This is a genomic window from Pseudomonadota bacterium (genome assembly GCA_022361155.1).
In the GTDB taxonomy this organism is placed as follows: Bacteria; Myxococcota_A; Polyangia; order Polyangiales; family JAKSBK01; genus JAKSBK01.
Map to the genome: position 1 here is coordinate 1 of JAKSBK010000174.1, position 16,461 is coordinate 16,461.

The window sequence follows — 16,461 nt, forward strand, 5'->3', positions numbered from 1 at the left end:
CATGCAGGTGGCTCCGGCCGCAGCCAGCAAACGCCGCGAGCAGGATCGCAAGAAAAACAGCGGCCATCCCTGAGCGCATCGCCTCCTCCGGAGTCTGGCCGAAAGGAAGCACGCGCGCTTCGTTCCGCCCACTCCCACGAGTCGTAGGCTCGACGACCGCAGCTGGCAACCTCGGACAGCGGGCGAATCCCGTGGTCGGATTCGAGACGCCATTCAACAACTCGACAAAGCCATCGAGCGCGCATGGACCACCGGCAGGCTCGCCGCCTGACCCAATCCCAAACTTAAGTCAATCGTCAACTAAAACCCCGTCCTAGTGCCCTAGCCACCGGAGCGTCGTGAGGATAGGGATCCCGAGGTATGCGGACTGGCGATGTTGGCTACTGGCGGGGTCTAAGTTATCCGTTTCGCGGTGCACGATTCGTGTTCGTGTCGCATCCGGGCCTGGCGCGCTTCTGGTTGCCGCCGATCATCCTCACGCTGCTCGCATTGCTCGCAGCGGCCATATGGGCAGTCGGGATAAGGAAGCGTGCCCTGGCCCTGCTGTGGAGTGTTCCCGAAGCCCACGATTGGCTGGGCCGCATGCTCGGGTGGCTGCACGGAGCGGCCGAGATCCTGGTCGGGCTGCTCGCATTCCTGGTCGGGGCAGTGCTCGTGCTGCTCGTGGCGAATGTCGTTGCCGCTCCATTCCACGACGCCTTGAGCGAGGAGGTCGAGCGGATTCGTACCGGCAGGGGTGCTCAGGGTTTTTCCGTGCGTGCTCTCGTTGGCGATCTGGCACGCACGGTGGCGCTCGAGGCCACGAAGCTGTCGGCTTACCTGGCGATCATGCTTCCGCTGCTGTTGGTTTCGTGGCTTGTCCCCGGGATCGGGAGCCTCGTCTACTCGCTCGCCGCCTTTCTGTTTACTGCCTACTACTTCGCGCTCGACTACATGGACTGGGCGGCTTCCCGTCACGGCCTGAGCGTCCGCGAACGCATCGGACTCGTGCGCCAGCACGCTGCGGCAGCCCTTGGTTTCGGCACCGGCGTGTGGGTGATTCTGTTTGTACCGATACTCAACCTGCTGTTCATGCCGGCTGCCGTGGCCGGCGGCACGCTGCTCTTCCTCGAGCTGTCCGGCAGCCAGCGGCACGGCAATCACCGGACGGCGACCCAAAGCCGCGGGCCCTAAGGAGGCGCGACACAATGAGACTTGTCGCGCCTCCTAAGGTGAATACCGCCGTCCCCAGAGCGGGGGCTTTAGGGGGGCCGTGTCGACCGTTTCGTACTATACCACTACATCGCAGGCCACGGTCGCCTCCTGCGGCTCGGTGGCCGATGGCAGGGAGCAGCCACAGACCGGAGGATGCAAATGAGACGTTTCTGGCTCGCACTCACCCTGGGTGCTTTCGTTGTCAGTGCCGTGGCGCCGGCTGTGTACGCCGAGCGAAGCAAGTCCAAGCATCACAAAGTACGCAAGCGCAAGGGCCGAACCGCAAGAGGGTCGAAGGAAGCGCTGAGCCAGGCGGTGACCAAGGCGATGGGGGACCTGCGCTGGGGCATGACTCGCAAACAAGCACTCGCGTGGGCTCACGAGAAGGTCGAGGACCGCTACCGCGCCAGATTGGCCAAGGCGCACGACTCGCTCGAGGACGACAGCCTGCGCATTGAAATGCAGGAAGCACTGCGGCGCATCCGTGAGAGCCAGGTAGACTTCACGGGACGACCTACCGGATGGGACGTGAGCTTCTTGAAGGGCGAGTACACCCACCGCAACGGCGAGTCGATGTTTGTCGTCAAGGACCACAATTCTCAGAACTTCTACTTCTTCATGAAGGGGCGCCTGTGGAAATGGTACAAGGCGCTGGACGAAAAGGCCTTTGCGGGACGGGACTTCAACGCGTTTTCCAAGTTCCTGCAAGCTAGATTCGGCAAGGCCAAGACGAAGAGGGGCGAGCTCGCGCCAGGAATGGGTAAGCGGCGCTGGCTGGAGTGGCATGATAGGACCACGCGTATGAGGGCGGTGGACCAAACCAAGTTCTATGGCTTCCATTGCCTCGTGTTCGAGGAGCGCGCCACGCTGGCACGACTCGGCGACCTACGCAGGCACAAGACAGACGCTCGGCCCGACACGCATGCCGTAGTCGATTCCGTGACGGCCGGGCTCGAGGACGACGCGGATCAGGCTCCGAACATCGTCGACAGGATTACGGGGCAACGGCACAAGGAGATTCGCACCACGGGGGGATACGCGGCTTCCGCAGGCCACCTGCGCAACAAGCGTAGGGCTGCGTTCGCGCGCCGCGCCAAGCGTGCCCCTTCCGACGAGCCGCAGCCAGGCACCGAGCGGGGCGCCGGGCAACAGGCGCCTGCACGACCACAAGACGATGATCCGCTGACAGGACTGGGGCCTTAGAAGGTCCACTGCTCTTTGAGCGCAGCGACCTTGCCAAGTTCCGTGAGCAACCGACCTTGGATCTCGATCGTCTCTTGCATCAGCCCTGCCAGTTCGGATACCTCGGCTCTATATCGGGCGAACGCGTCGGCGGAGGCTCCGAGGATTCCCATGCTGCGCGCTTTGTCCAACAGGATGACGTATTTATCGGGCTTCTCTGGAAAATCCAAGTGTCCCAGGAAGGGATAGCGATCCACGGTGCGTCCGCCCAGGCGTGACGAGACCTTGACCGCGGGCGGCCCTTGGTCCTTTTTCTTCGCAGCACCTGTCTTGCCGGTGACGGGCGGAATGCTCACGTAGACGAGCCCTCCAACATAGGTATCGCCCGCCCTGGTGGTGACCACGCCGTACTGTTGTCGCGCCAACGCGTCGATGGACTTGGCAGCCTTGTCGAGCACCTCTCGGCGATTCTGCGTCAGCGTGGAGGCCGACAACCGCTCGAATCTCTCCCACAGCACCTGGACATTGTTGTGGTACTGGAACAAGTCATCCACGGTGGCGGGCCGGAAGGCCTTGTACCAGCGTCGCGAGAATGCTCCGGCATCGAACGGCTTCTTTAGGGCCCGCAGAGCCTCGATGGCTTCGTATGCGACCGCGGCTTCGTTGGTCGGTCCCGGCGTGGAACGCTTCAATGCGGCCTTGAGCTGTTTGTCGGCCTTCTCAGCGGTTACCGCGCTCTCGCGAACAACGTTGTAGATCTCCTTGCCGTCGTGAATCACGTTGTTGTACTGGCGCCGTCGATCGAGCGTAGAGCCCACCGCGAAGCCAAGCAGCAGACCAACGGTCACTGTGACCGCGGCAAGTACGAGGTACTTTGCCGCTCCTCCGCGGCCGATCTCGGAGCCCTTGACCGCTGAGTCATCGATGACCAGCCTGACCTGCTTGGCCTCGGGGGGAGGCATGCTACCCGGACCACCGAACGGCGATGCAGGTCTCGGCTGGCGCGCTGCGCCCGGCGGGGCGCCGGAGGGCCGCCCGGCGGGTGGTGGCTGTCTCCCGAAAGCGGGAGGAGGTACCGACGCGCCGGGTCGGGGGGCCACCTGCGGCACCGAGACGCGTCCCGCCTGCGGGCCCGACGGTCGTCCTCGGGGGACTGCCGGCGGTACCGAATGGGTGGGTGGCCGTCCGACCGTCGGCGGCGGGACCGATCTGCCGCCCGGAGGTGCCGCGCTCGGACGCGCCGCCGGTGGAATCGATCCCGGACCGGGCCCTGTACCCGGCGGAAACGAGCGTCGAGCGCCGGGCGCGCCCGGCAATCCCGCCGGAGCCTGTCCCGGGGTTATGGTTCGTCCCAGCCGGGCCTTTAGGCTCTTGATATCACGAGGCTTTTTTGTGGCATCAGACATACGTCCCTTTGCTTGCTGGGTGCCGAAATAGAGGTCCGCGCCGCGATGCCGCCACCGTGCGCAGCCGTGCTCGGGAACTGCAACGACAAGGCTGCCTTGGTTTCGATCCCGAGATGACGGCGACACCTAGGGGGAGCGAAAGCAGTGCTTGTGTGGCACGTGAGGCCCTCAGAGAAGGCACCGTAGCCGGGCCGCTTCGAGCCTGTCAAGCTGGGGTTCGCGTCCCTAGAGCCGACCCAGCAGCCGCAGGTGCCAGAAGCCTCCGTTGAAACCCGTGGGCGCGTTTTCGGGATAGCGTGCCCCGATGTCGGCCATTCCTGGGTTCTCGTCGGGGAACGTATTGAAGATGTTCTGCACGCCGGCCACCAGCGTGAAGTGATCCAGGAAGCGGACGGCAGCTTCCAAGTCGACGAGATGCTTCGAGCCGAATACGTGGTCTCCGTTGTTTTCAGGAAACTTGAAGCTCCCGAAGAAGCTCAGGCGCGCAAGCAGGCGGAAGCGGCCGTAGACATGGTTGGCAGTCAACACATAGCGATGCTTCGGCAGGGCGTTTTCGAGCTCGTTGATGCGTTGCTCCCCAATGATGCCCGGAATCGACTGTCCCACCACCTTGGTTCGATTCCAGTTATAGGCCGCAACGAGGTCCGTGTTGCCGACATCCATGCCGGCCCAGTCGACCTTGAAGGTGCCGACGACATCCAGCCCCTGGGTGTTCGTGTCAAAGGCGTTCGTGTAGAAGCGAAACCCTGCCAGTGCGGCGGCCCCCGTAATGCCGCTGGCCTGCAGAGCGAGCGCCTGTTCGGGAGTGAGCGTCTTGTCTCCCGAGAGCGAAATGCGGTCCCGCACGTCGATGTTGTAGTAGTCGAGGCTCAGGGTCAGGTCGCTCGACCACAGATCGCCGGCATCCAGCACGACGCCCCCGCCGAAGTTGAGCGATCGCTCCGGCTGCAAGGCTTGCCCTCCAACGGCAACGGCGATCGGGTTGGTGGGCGGAATCGTCCCGCGGTTGACTAGCTGGCCCGTGGGGCTCGCCACGGTTCCGATGTTGCTCACGTTGGCTTGACCGGGTGTGGGCGCGCGAAAACCGCTGCCGATCGATGCCCGCAGCGAGACCTGGTCGAAAAGCGTATATCGGGTCGATGATTTCACGGTTGCTGTCGAGCCAAGACTGTCGAAGTGCTCGACACGGCCCGCGAGGGCCATCCGCCAGTGAGGTAGCGGATCCAGCTCCAGGTCCAGATAGCCGGCCACGTTCCGGCGGTTGAACGTGTCGGCCTGGCTTGGGTTGAATCCCTGAAAGCCGTTGGAGCCGACATCGAAACCTTGCGAGAAGAACGGGCCCGTTTCCCACGAAGCCCGATCTCCCGCCGTGACGCTGAACTGCTCGTTACGATACTCCAGCCCAGCGGCCAGGTTCAGCTCCGTGGAAAGGGGCGCGATAGGCAGCGGATAGGCCAGGTCCAGGTTCAGTGTCTGGTCGATCTCACGGTAGCTGCCGGGCCAGAACTCGGTGGGGGAACCGGGTCCTAGCGACGGATTGACCGTGTCCTTGATCAAGAACCTGACACCGTTGCCGCCGATCGTGGCGCTCAGATCCCAACGCAGGCGCCCAAACTGCCCCCGAACGCCCGTCGCTGCGCTCCAGTCCGTGACCGTGCCTCCGAATTTGGGGGTGAAGCCGCCTGGAAACTGCGCATTGAAAACAAAACAGTTGGGATCGGACATAACGTGCTGCAGACCCATCGGGTCACCGGGCGCAAAGCGGGGACAAGGCACGAGGTCGTTGGGGTTGAGATCGGCGACCAGATGGACAGGCGTGGTGACCGGCATTCCGGTGCTTGGATCGAGCACCGGAGCGCCGGTGCGCGGGTCGAGCAGCGGTGCATCCGTGACGAATACCCCCTTGCGTCCGGCGGTGGTCTGCATCTTTGTGGCTGGGTCCAGGTAGCTGAGCCCGGGGTTGCGAAAATAGAACCCCCCGAGAGCGCTGCGGCGGGCGAAGCTGCCGAACAGATAGGCCTCGCTCGAGGCTCCGAGCTCCAGCCCGGCGTTTGCGAACAGCTTGAGGTTATTGCTGATCCTGGGGGCACCCCAGATTTGCGCGGGCTCGGCCACGTTGGGGTTACCGGCTGCGATCAGCGCTCTCGCGTCCGCACGTTGGACGCTGCGGCTCGTGGCACCCGAGCTACCGAGCTCGATGCTGAGGTTGGCAAAGCCCGCGTCGGTCAGCGGCACGCCGACGTTTCCAGCCAAGGTCAGGGAGTTTCCGTCGCCAGCATAATAGCCCCCTGCCCGCAGCTCCAGGGTCGCTTCTTCGGGTGAGTCCTTCAGAACGAAGTTCATTACGCCGGCGATAGCGTCTGCGCCGTATTGCGCGGCTGCCCCGTCGCGAAGCACCTCCACGCGCTTGAGCGCGATCGCAGGAATCGAGGCAAGATCAACGCCCTGGGAACCGTCGGCTATCCCGCCACCGAGGAACACGATCACCGCTCCGCGATGCCGGCGCTTGCCGTTCACCAGGACCACGGTGTTATCCGGGGGCAGTCCGCGCAAATTGGCAGGTCGGACCAGCGTGGCCGCGTCGCGGATCGGCTGCTGCGTGACGTTGTACGAAGGCACCAGGCTCTTCAACATGCTGGCCATGTCCGTACTTGGCTGGTTCGTGAACTCGCCCGCATCGATCACGTCCACCGGGGTCGGCGATCCGACCTTGGAGCGGGTCACGCGTCGCGAGCCCACGTGAATGACCTCGACTTGCCGATCCGGCTGGTCCGAAGGCTCATCCGAGATCGGCCGCTCCGAAGCCGGCCCGCCTGGCGGTACAGCCGGCAGGCGGACCTCGGCGGGCGCGACGTGCTCGGGCTGCTCTGGCGCCGGCTGGGATCCGCGGGCCGGCGCCGGGGCGGCGTGCTCGGGCTCGTGCTCGGGCTGCTGCGGGCCCGGCTGGACCTCCTGGGTCGGGGTTGGGGTCGGGGCGGCCCGCGGGTGGTTAGGGTGCGGCCCGTGTGCGGGCGGCGCCGGTTGCCCCGCCGCGCTGAGGGGTAACGCGAGCGCTAGCAGGACCCCAGCCGCTCCAAGCAGCCCAAAGTTATCGGGTTGGATACGCACAAGACAACCGGTTACGCATGCACACCCCATACAAGGGAGCGCAGCCCTGTGGCAAGCGTGGGGTGGACGCGCCGCGGGTCGAGATGCCTTCGGTCCAGGTCGAAAATGCTTGACACGAGCCCATTTAGCGGCATCCTTCGGCTGTCCAGGCTGCCGGCACCGTGACAATGCTGCCAAGACTCGCGACCTTCATGCCGATCCTCACGAACATGCGCATGCGCAGGCCCGGTGAGCGACGCATGGTCGCGGGACGGCCGCACTGCTAACGGCCTGACCTCCAGCGAGATGCGTTGCTCCCGGGCTACCGGCTAGGCCGGTCGGACGCGCGTCGTGCAAGCAATCTCGTTCGCTTGTCTTGCTGCAAGGAGAAATCGGGCCAATGAACGACTCCCCCACAGATTCCAACTCCAGGAGCCCTGCCTCCGCTGAGGCCAACGCTGCCTCCGCCGAGGCTGGCGAAGCATTCTGTACCCGCTCCATCCACGGCGGCCTCGGCCCTGACCCAGGCACCGGAGCCATCCTCACACCCATTCACCAGTCCACGACCTTTGTTCAGGCGGCTGTGGGCGTCGACAAGGGCTTTACCTACAGCCGTTCCGGCAACCCGACCGTGGCCGCGCTGGAACGTAATCTCGGCGCTCTGGAGCACGCACCGGCTGCGGCCAGCTTCGCCACCGGGATGGCGGCGATTACGGCGCTGGCGCTTTCGACACTCAGGGCGGGCGACCGGGTGCTGCTCTCCGATGTCGTCTACGGCGGCACGCTGCGGCTCTTGCGCGACGTGCTGGCCCCGTTTGGCGTGAGCCATCAGGTGGTGGATTCCTCGGACTCGCTGGCCCTGCGCGAGGCGCTGAAGCAGCCAACGCGACTTGTCGTCGTGGAGTCGCCGGCAAATCCGACGCTCAAGCTCACCGATCTACGGGCCGCCGCTGCAGCGGCCCACGACTCGGGGGCGCTGCTCGCCGTGGACAACACCGTACTGACGGCCGCACTGCAGCGGCCGTTCGAGCTCGGGGCGGATGTGGTCGTCTACTCGACCACCAAGTTCATCGAGGGTCACAACACCACCGTGGGTGGAGCCCTGCTGAGCCGGGACCAGGCGCTGCTCGATCGCTTCCGGTTCGTGCAGAACGCGGTGGGTTTTGCTCAGGCACCGTTCGAGGCCTGGCTGACGTTGCGTGGCATCAAGACGCTCGAGCTGCGCGTTCGTCAACACTCCTACAACGCGCTTCGGGTGGCTCGGTTTCTGGAGAGTCATCCGGCTGTTGCGCGAATCTGGTACCCAGGCCTGCCGTCGTTTCCCCAGTACGAGCTGGCACAGGCCCAACAGGACGCGGGAGGCGGACTGCTGGCTTTCGAGCTCGTGGGAGGCGCCCCAGCGGGCAGGCTGCTGATGGAACGGGTGAAGCTTTGCTCCCTGGCCGAGAACCTGGGCGCGGTCGAAACGCTGATAACGCATCCGGCCACCATGACGCACAGCGACATTCCCCCGGCGCAGCGCCAGGCTGTGGGCATCAGCGACGGACTGGTACGGCTGTCGGTCGGCCTTGAGGATCCCGACGATATCGTCGCAGACCTGACTCGAGCCCTCGCCGAGATCGCGGATCCGGCTCGTGGAGCCGAGTGATGGAGCGTCCCGTCAAGGTTCTGAAGTTCGGCGGATCGGTTCTGCGCGACGAGAGCGATCTTGTCGCGGCCGCGCACGAGGTGTACCGCTACTACCGCCGAGGCATCCGTGTTGTCGCCGTGGTATCGGCGCTTGGCAGCACGACCGACGATTTGATGAGCCGAGCTCGGCGGCTGTGCGTGCAGCCGCGGCCCGAGCTGTTGGCACCCGTGCTTGCCACCGGGGAGACCACCTCGGCCAACCTGTTTGGGATTGCTCTCGACGGAGCCGGAGTGCCTGCCCAGGTGCTGTCCCCGCACCAGATTGGTCTTAGGGCACGGGGTCCGGTGCTGGACGCCGACCCGATGGACCTCGACGCCGCGGCATTGCTCCGCGAGCTCGATCGCGTGCCCGTGGCGGTCGTGCCCGGCTTCGTCGCGCAGCGTGATGATGGGCGCTTGGTCTTGCTCGGGCGGGGCGGCTCCGACCTGTCGGCATTGTTCATTGCGCATCATGTGAAAGCGGATTGCTGCCGGCTCATCAAGGATGTGGACGGCTGCTACGAGAGCGATCCGGCGCTGCCTGGGCCACCTCCGCGCCGACTTCTGAGCGCCTCTTTCGATGACGCCCTGGCGCTAGGCGGGGCGATTCTTCAGCCCAAAGCCCTGCGCTTCGCGCGGGATCACCATGTCGCGTTCGATGTGGCGGGCTTGTGCGGCGTTCGACCAACCCGCATCGGCCGACTGCCGCGTATAGCGGTTGAAGCCGACACCATGGCAGCCTCGCGGCCGCTGCGCGTGGGCTTGCTCGGGCTCGGCACGGTGGCAGGCGGGGTGTATCGGGAGCTCTGCTGTCGGCCCGATCTCTTCGACGTGCGGCGCATTCTGGTGCGTAATTTGGATACAGACCGGGGCGTCGGAGCTGTCTCGCACCTGCTGTGTACGGACGTCCGTGAGGTGCTCGATACACCATGCGACGTGGTCGTCGAGCTTGCGGGTGGGGTGCAGCCGGCTACCGAGTGGATGGCGAGTGCACTGCGCCGCGGCCGTCACGTGGTTACGGCCAACAAAGCCGCACTGGCGGCACATGGTTGCCTGCTGGCAAGGACGGCGCAGCAGCATGCCTGCAGTCTGCTGTTTTCAGCATCGGTGGGCGGAGCGGTGCCGGCGCTGGAGACAGCCCGACGCTTGGCCAGCGAGCACGTTATCGGGTTTGAGGGCGTGCTCAATGGGACCACGAACTTCGTCCTCGACCAGATAGCGCAGGGCACTAGCTTCGCCGAGGCGGTTCGCCGTGCGCAGCAAGCCGGTCTCGCCGAGGCAGATCCGAGGCTCGACTTGGATGGCAGCGACGTAGCTCACAAGTTGACCGTGCTCGCGCGCCACACCTTCGGGGACGTCCCGATCCGCTGGCAGCGCCGCGAGGGCATTGCCGGCAAGCTGCCCGACGTACCCCCCGGGCATGCCGTGCGCTTGGTGGGTAGCTGCCACAGGCAGTGCGAAACGCCGATGGGGGTAGGGCAGGCTTCTCCCGCGGAGCTCATAGCAAGCGTGGAGGTGCGTGTGCTTCCCGAACGCGATGCGCTCGCTCAGGTTGCCGGTGAGCAGAACGCCGTTCGGTTCTCTACCTTGGATGCGCGTCTGCGCCGCTGCGAACACATCGTAGCCGGTCGCGGTGCAGGTCGTGTTCCAACGACCACGGCGGTAATGGCCGATCTCTTTGAGCTCGCGCGCGCCCACAAGTTGCGCGCCTCGGGTCGCAGCGCCAAGGACACGCGCTTCAGCGCGGCCGCGTGCAGTCAGGAGGCCTCCTAATGCGCCGCGATACCGAATTGGTGCAGTACGATCCGGCCCCGGGCGATCCTTGGCAGTCCAACTCGACGCCCATCTACCAGACGGCGACGTTTGGTCAGCCCGACGCCGAGCACTTCGGGCCGTACGATTACTCGAGGAGCGGCAACCCAACGCGGACGGTGCTGGAACGGCAGTTGGCTCGCCTCGAAGGGGCGAAACATGCGCTGGCCTACGCGAGCGGCATGGCGGCCATCGCGGCCGTCGGCCGTCTGGTACCGGCCGGAGGACGGGTGCTGGCCGCGAGCGATCTGTACGGTGGCACGATCCGGTTCCTGAGCCGGTGTCTGGCGCGTGACAACGTCCGGATCGACTACATCGATGCGACCAACCTCGCTGATGTGTCGCGCCAGCTCGAGCGCGGAGCCGATTTGCTCGTCGTCGAAACACCGAGCAATCCCCTGCAGGAGGTCGTGGATTTGCGAGCCCTCAGCGACTTGGCTCACCAACACGCTGCTCGCGTGAGCGTAGACAACACCATGCTGTCGCCGTATCTGCAGAACCCTCTTGCGCACGGCGCGGATATCGTCGTGCATTCCGCGACCAAGCACTTGGGCGGTCACGGTGACCTCATGGCTGGTGCAGTCATCACGAACGATGACGAGCTCGCCGGCCAGCTTGCTTTTTCTCAGAACGCCGAGGGCAGCGCGCTCGGCCCGTTCGAGGCGTGGCTGCTCCTCAGAGGCATGAAGACGCTGGGTGTGCGCCTCGATCGGCAGGTGAAGACCAGCGAACGTTTGGCGAAGTGGCTCGATGCCCACGCCGACGTGCGCCAAGTCTACTACGCGGGGCTGCCGGATCACCCGGGCCACGACATCCAGCTGCGCCAGGCTCGGGGAGCGGGTTCGTTGCTGAGCTTCACCACGGGCTGCCTCCAGCGCTCACGTGCCGTGGTGGAGAATACCGCGCTGATGCGGGTTGCAGTGAGCTTCGGGAGCATCGCCTCTTCGATCAGCCTGCCATGCTGTATGTCTCATGCCAGCATTCCTGCTGAACACCGCGCCGTCAGGAAGCTTCCGGAAGACCTCGTCCGAATCTCGGTTGGGCTCGAGGATGTCGAGGATCTGATCGAGGATCTCCAGGCCGCGTTTCTCTCGGTACGGCCGAACAAGACGCTTCACGCGGTCGCTGTTTCAACGTGATCGAGGCTTGAGCGCGTGAGGATCAGTTTTGGCGTGGACGTACCGTAACTTGATGAGCATCGCGTCTTGCACGCGCACGCTCCAGTCGCTGGCGCGCTTTGGGGGCATGGGCGCCCTCGGGTGCCAGCGCCAAATACCGCTCGTAATGGGTCACCGCCTCTGTGAAACGATCGCCCCCGGCCAGCATGTTGCCCAGCAGATAGTGACCGGTGGCGTACTGTGCATCGAGGTGCAGGGCGCGCCGCAGTGTTTCGATAGCAGCCTCTCGCTCGCCGACTGCGCGCTGAGCCAGGGCGAGCTCCGCAAGCAGGGCGGGAGTAGCCTTACCGGAGCGAGCAGCGATAGCAGCCTGCATGGCCTGCACTCCTGCCGACGGGTCCCCGGCTCGCCTGAGCCCGTTGCCGATGCCCGCGAGGGCCGCGGCGTTTCCTCGGGCTAGCGGCAACGCGACTCGCAGCTGTTGCAGCGCTTCGGCCTTGTAGCCCGATCGAACCAGCAGCAGGCCGAAGTTGACGCGGGCCAGCGGGTTGGCGGGCTCGAGCTTGACAGAACGCCGATAGCTCTTTCGAGCCAGCTCGAGGCTACCCAGATCCTCGTGGACGAGCGCTAGGTTCAGGTGCGCCGACGCGAGCTTGGCATCGGCCTCGACCGCTGACTCGAAGCTCTGGAGTGCCTCATGTAGATTGCCCTTGCGACGCAACAGCAGGCCAAGGTTGTTGTGGGCCTCGGCCAACCCCACGTCCAGACTTGCAGCCTTGGCGTAGGCATCCAGTGCGCTGTCGAAGTCAGCCAAACCCTCCAACGCCAGTCCGAGCCCGAAGTACGCGCGGGCGTTGTGCGGTTCGCCCTGCAGGGCTCGCTCGAAGGCCTGCCGGGCCGCGACCCAATCTTCTTGCTCTAGGAGCCGCTCACCGGCATGCAGGGCCTGCGAACCGCGTGGTGTCACGTTCCGCGCTCGTTCCCGTCCCGAAACTCCGGACCGAGCGTGGCGAGGCGCTGTGGGGTTGCCAAGCTCATGTGCGGTCCCGCCACCGCAGGCCACTGCCGGCAAACCCAAAGCGAACAGCAGACCGAGCGAGGCAAGTCCTTTCGGCCTCCGGCCGATTCGCCCCGTGATTGCGCGCCCCCCGGTTCTCATCGTGCGCGTTCCCACAGGCGGTCGATCGCAGCAGCAACCGTCGCCGCATGCAGGCTGTGCTCGCGCACGAAGCGTTCCACTCCGAGCTTCGCTTCGGGATAGCCGAGCATGCGGGCTATCTCCGGTTGCTCCTCGCTCGTCAGCCGATCCTGACGACGCCCGGCTCGTAGATGCAGCAGATTGCGCGCGCGCCACAGATGCTCGCGAGCTCCGCTCAAGGCTGCCGACGTTCCCTTTCCCAACATCCGCCTTTCCGCCTCGCCGTGCGCCAGGCCCAGATCGCTGCCGCGGGTCTGAAGGACCCAGCTGATGACGTCCAAGTCGCGCAGACCGCCCCGACTGAGGTTGAGCTCCGGTTCTCGCAAGTACGCCGATCCGCCGTAGCGCTCGTGTCTCAGCACGGTCTCGTTCCGAAGCAGTCGGATGAACTGTGCCCGATGTGGAGTGAAAATCGTTTCGCGAGCCCGCCGCAGCAGTCGCGACGCCAGGTCTCGATCTCCTGCGAGGCACCGAAGATCGAGCAGGTTGGCAGCCCGACCGATATCGCGGAGCCCCTGCTGGATGACGTCATCAACAGCACGCACAGCGTAGCCTATGCGGAGCCCCATGGTCGTCAAGGGAGCCAGGGTGCTCGCAGCCAAAGCCACGATCGCTTCATCAGCGGTCTTGCCACACAGGAAAAGCACCTCGGCGGCGCTGTGCAGACCGACCAATCCGCGCCCGTAGCCTCCCGCGGCGAGAAGCACCACGCCCTGAGACTGGCCTTTGCCGCGCGCTACCATGGCTCCTGTTGCGGCACAAAACAGCGAGCCGATCAGACCGTCCAGCGCGCGCGCATGGTACTGCGCAGCGCCAATTCCCTGCTCGCCTGTGCAGACTCGATGGCGCATGCGCGCGGTGTGCTCGAACAGGTAATCGGAGCATGCACACCCCAGCAGGGGTGAGTAGCTACCAAGGTCGACCGCTGGCGCAGCATGAATCGACATCGAGGGCGCAGCAGTATGGGATGGAGGGGCAACAGGGGCAAGTCGGACCACTCGCCCGCAGCGTGATCACCAACCTCGGGCTCGACCGGCCGATCCACCTGCCTCGGGCTGCGTCTTCGACTCCAGACCTCCGGGATCGCTGGCAGGAGGGCGGCGACGAGGACTCCGATACTCCGGTCACGAAACGGCCTGCAGGTAGCTCAGGATTCCCTCCGCGATCCCCCCCGCAAGCAGCTCGCGATAACGCTCGGTGCGCAGTGCCGCCGCTTCCCGCGGCTCCGTCAGGAACGCAGCCTCCAGCAGCGCCGCAGGCATCCGAGCCCCCAACAGCACGGAAAACAGCCTGCGACGCACGCCCCGGTCGGCCAGGCTGGGCAGCCCGCGCCGACCTGTCGCGACCGTCAACCGTTGAACGCTGCGTGCGAGTTGCTTGGAGCGTTCTGCCAAGTCACCGCGCTGTAGCGAAGAGAGCACACGCTGGAGTCCGCGTGGATCGCCCCCGTGGCTCGGGCCCTGCCGCACCCGGTCCTCTTCGATGTCTTGTCCGTCGCGACGGTCCAAAACAAAAGTCACCACGCCTCCCTTTCGCACGCTGGACGACGCGGCGTTCAAGTGCAGCGACAGGAATACATCGGCGTTCCAGGCGTTCGCCAACGCGATCCGCTCCTCGAGCGAAACGGCGATATCGTGCTCGCGCGTCATGAGCACCAACAGCCCGGGATCGCGTCGAAGCAGGATTCGGCGTACGCGTTTCGCGATATCGAGAACCAGCCGCGCCTCGGACAGGCTGCCGTCCGTGGAGAGCGCGCCCGAATCGGTTCCCCCGTGCCCTGGGTCAAGCACGATCAGCCGTTGACGGGGTTCCGCTCTTGCGGGTTTGAAGCCCGTGTCCAACAGGCAGAGCGTTACCAAGCACAGCGCCCCGGTGCGGCTTGTGCAACCGGGTGCCCGACGCAGGGGCAGCGCGGTGTCACCGCGGTCCGGCGGATGCTGGGAGGTATTGGGCATGCTGCGAGACGTAGCGCCGACGCTCGCGCCGCGACCGACTACGCCGGGAACTTGGGTCTCGTCCCCATGCTACACTAGGCCGATATGTGGCCCGATTTTCCGGACAATGCTAGTCTGTGCCGTCCCAGCCACGGGAGGAACCGGCCACGGTGTATTCTTAGCTTATGAATGGGCGATCCGACGAGCGCCCCGGGGGCAAGGCCGGCCTTCAAGCCGGCGGGTCTGGCCGGTCTGCGGGCCGCACGCCCCGGCCTAAAGCCGGCTCGCGCGCTCATGAACCGGAGGCGCAGGTGCCCAGACCGCCGAAGGTGCCGGCGGAGCTCGTGGGTCGCAGCGAGCCAGCTCCCGACGCGCTTCCCCCGGAAGGCGATTGGGAGTCGGACGGGATGACCGACATTCAAGCCGAAGAGTTCGCGCAATCGATCCGGCCTACCTGGGACACCTTCGCGCCAAGCGCCTTTCCCAGCGCAGGTCCCGCGTCGATCCACGACAGCGGTCCCGTGGGCGACGAGGCCATCACGCAGGACATCCCCATCTCGGTTCCCAAAGCCAAGGTGGTCCGGCCGCTGGTTCTGACAGTCGCGGGTGTCGCCTTGGTGTCCTGGGGGCTGGCATGGGTCTACGGGGTCAATCTGGAGGACGCGGCGGTGCTGGGCCGCGCCGCCCACCCTGAACGCGCGGCTGCGCCGGCAGCGGCACCGCGTTCGCCGAACAAGCCGCTCCCAAAGAGCAACGCGGACAGATCGCTTCCACAGAGCAAGCGCGCCAAGGAGCGCCCGGATCGGCGCCACGGCTCGCCAGAGCCCGCCGTGGCAAAAATGCTCGAGAACCGCACACCCAGACTCCAGCCGGCAAAATCGACCGAACCGCCCAAGACCACCAAGCGTGCTTCAGGGCTCCCAGAGCCTGCTCTGACCGTGTCCAAGCCCGGCCCGAGGCCCGGTACCACGTCGGAATCAAGCGCGACCAGGCCTGCTGCGAGCAGAGTCGCTGTGGTTGCCCCCAAACCACCAGAGGCGAGCAGGAAGGTCTCGAACGAAGCCAACCCGCGGCACAAAAGGGCTGTTGCCACCGCTACGCGGCCGGACAAACCACCCGCCGGCGAGCGATCGGTCCAAGACACAGCGATTGGTCCAGCCTTACGGCCGTCCGCAGGTTCATCGTCCTCGCGCAGGCCCGTTGCAGCGGCACCATCGGTCAAGCCCGAGCAAGCCCGACCCAAGCCACGGGTGCACATCCGGATCGCAGCGAATCCCGCGCACGCGCGGCTGTTATGGGACGGCGAGCGCGTTGATAACCCCTTTGATAAGTGGTTGCCGAAGGGCGGCCGGCGTAGCCTCAGGGCAGAGGCGGAGGGCTACGCGCCCGTTCGTCTGAGCGTGTCCCTCAATCGCAACCGCAGCCTGGTACTTCGTCTCAAGCAGCGTTCGAAGCCGAGAGCGCGGAGCGAACGCGACAAGGTGGCTCGCGCACAGCGGCCAGGGCAGGCTGCCAAGCCTGACAGTCCCAGCGTCAGGCCCAGCAAGCCTGCGTCGCCCAAAGCCAAACGAAAGAAACGCGAGACCCCGTTCGTTCGTTCGAACCCATACCAGTGATCTGGCCTCCTGAATGCTGGGCCTGGACCTAGCGGCAAGGCGTGTCGACGAGGGGCACTTGGGATCGGGCTTGCGGCAACGGACCGGGTACGGCGCGAGTTGACGCGCTAAAGGTCAGCCGATATGCCACGCCGGTGGCGAGGCTCACATACCGCGACTCGGGTGTAGACACAGAAGCCTCCGACCGTTTCATCGGCCGCGTAGCGGCCGCGGCTGAACGCACTCGCACGCCGCATTCGATCGGAC

At 65.5% G+C, this 16,461-nt stretch carries 11 protein-coding genes; 6 read left to right on the forward strand and 5 right to left on the reverse strand.

Features of this window, described 5'->3' with window-relative positions:
- Positions 1-360 precede the first annotated feature (360 nt).
- Together MJD61_06225 and MJD61_06230 are read left to right on the forward strand one after the other, a co-directional pair.
- Positions 361-1,173: an EI24 domain-containing protein gene (locus tag MJD61_06225; GenBank protein MCG8554871.1), complete on the forward strand. Its 813-nt coding sequence runs from the start codon at positions 361-363 to the stop codon at positions 1,171-1,173.
- Between the two features lie 180 nt (positions 1,174-1,353).
- Positions 1,354-2,397, forward strand: a complete 1,044-nt coding sequence (locus tag MJD61_06230; protein ID MCG8554872.1) for a hypothetical protein — start codon at positions 1,354-1,356, stop codon at positions 2,395-2,397.
- Here the strand turns inward: MJD61_06230 and MJD61_06235 are convergent.
- The gene (locus tag MJD61_06235) at positions 2,394-3,338 is read right to left on the reverse strand and encodes a hypothetical protein (protein MCG8554873.1); all 945 of its coding nucleotides are present in this window, start codon (positions 3,336-3,338) and stop codon (positions 2,394-2,396) included. The two genes, MJD61_06230 and MJD61_06235, sit on opposite strands and share 4 nt — an antisense overlap.
- A 669-nt stretch (positions 3,339-4,007) precedes the next feature.
- Entirely contained in the window at positions 4,008-6,890 is a 2,883-nt protein-coding gene (locus MJD61_06240) for a TonB-dependent receptor (GenBank protein ID MCG8554874.1), read from the reverse strand.
- A gap of 379 nt (positions 6,891-7,269) precedes the next feature.
- Here MJD61_06240 and MJD61_06245 point away from each other — a divergent pair, with 379 nt between their 5' ends.
- The 3 genes from MJD61_06245 to MJD61_06255 are packed head-to-tail and all read left to right on the forward strand — an operon-like array spanning position 7,270 to position 11,488.
- The gene (locus MJD61_06245; protein MCG8554875.1) at positions 7,270-8,517 is read left to right on the forward strand and encodes a PLP-dependent aspartate aminotransferase family protein; all 1,248 of its coding nucleotides are present in this window, start codon (positions 7,270-7,272) and stop codon (positions 8,515-8,517) included.
- On the forward strand, positions 8,517-10,310 hold the full coding sequence (locus tag MJD61_06250; protein MCG8554876.1) for a homoserine dehydrogenase: 1,794 nt from the start codon (positions 8,517-8,519) through the stop codon (positions 10,308-10,310). The genes MJD61_06245 and MJD61_06250 overlap by 1 nt, the downstream gene beginning before the upstream one ends.
- Complete coding sequence (locus tag MJD61_06255) at positions 10,310-11,488, forward strand: PLP-dependent aspartate aminotransferase family protein (GenBank protein ID MCG8554877.1); 1,179 nt, start codon at positions 10,310-10,312, stop codon at positions 11,486-11,488. The genes MJD61_06250 and MJD61_06255 overlap by 1 nt, the downstream gene beginning before the upstream one ends.
- A 22-nt stretch (positions 11,489-11,510) precedes the next feature.
- Here MJD61_06255 and MJD61_06260 read toward each other — a convergent pair whose 3' ends face one another.
- From MJD61_06260 to MJD61_06270, 3 genes are all read right to left on the reverse strand, one after another.
- Positions 11,511-12,434 (reverse strand): tetratricopeptide repeat protein, encoded by a 924-nt coding sequence (locus MJD61_06260; protein MCG8554878.1) that lies wholly within the window; start codon positions 12,432-12,434, stop codon positions 11,511-11,513.
- A gap of 188 nt (positions 12,435-12,622) precedes the next feature.
- Positions 12,623-13,612 (reverse strand): hypothetical protein, encoded by a 990-nt coding sequence (locus MJD61_06265; GenBank protein ID MCG8554879.1) that lies wholly within the window; start codon positions 13,610-13,612, stop codon positions 12,623-12,625.
- Between the two features lie 177 nt (positions 13,613-13,789).
- Entirely contained in the window at positions 13,790-14,620 is an 831-nt protein-coding gene (locus tag MJD61_06270; GenBank protein MCG8554880.1) for an N-acetylmuramoyl-L-alanine amidase, read from the reverse strand.
- 290 nt (positions 14,621-14,910) lie between these two features.
- Between MJD61_06270 and MJD61_06275 the strand changes: the two genes are divergently transcribed.
- Positions 14,911-16,215: a hypothetical protein gene (locus tag MJD61_06275; protein MCG8554881.1), complete on the forward strand. Its 1,305-nt coding sequence runs from the start codon at positions 14,911-14,913 to the stop codon at positions 16,213-16,215.
- The last annotated feature ends 246 nt before the right edge of the window (positions 16,216-16,461 follow it).

Coding starts and splice junctions, on each gene's coding strand:
- MJD61_06230 (MCG8554872.1), top strand. CDS start 1,354: ATGAGACGTTTCTGGCTCGCACTCACCCTGGGTGCTTTCGTTGTCAGT.
- MJD61_06270 (MCG8554880.1), bottom strand. CDS start 14,620: ATGCCCAATACCTCCCAGCATCCGCCGGACCGCGGTGACACCGCGCTG.
- MJD61_06250 (MCG8554876.1), top strand. CDS start 8,517: ATGGAGCGTCCCGTCAAGGTTCTGAAGTTCGGCGGATCGGTTCTGCGC.
- MJD61_06235 (MCG8554873.1), bottom strand. CDS start 3,338: ATGCCTCCCCCCGAGGCCAAGCAGGTCAGGCTGGTCATCGATGACTCA.
- MJD61_06225 (MCG8554871.1), top strand. CDS start 361: ATGCGGACTGGCGATGTTGGCTACTGGCGGGGTCTAAGTTATCCGTTT.
- MJD61_06255 (MCG8554877.1), top strand. CDS start 10,310: ATGCGCCGCGATACCGAATTGGTGCAGTACGATCCGGCCCCGGGCGAT.
- MJD61_06245 (MCG8554875.1), top strand. CDS start 7,270: ATGAACGACTCCCCCACAGATTCCAACTCCAGGAGCCCTGCCTCCGCT.
- MJD61_06265 (MCG8554879.1), bottom strand. CDS start 13,612: ATGTCGATTCATGCTGCGCCAGCGGTCGACCTTGGTAGCTACTCACCC.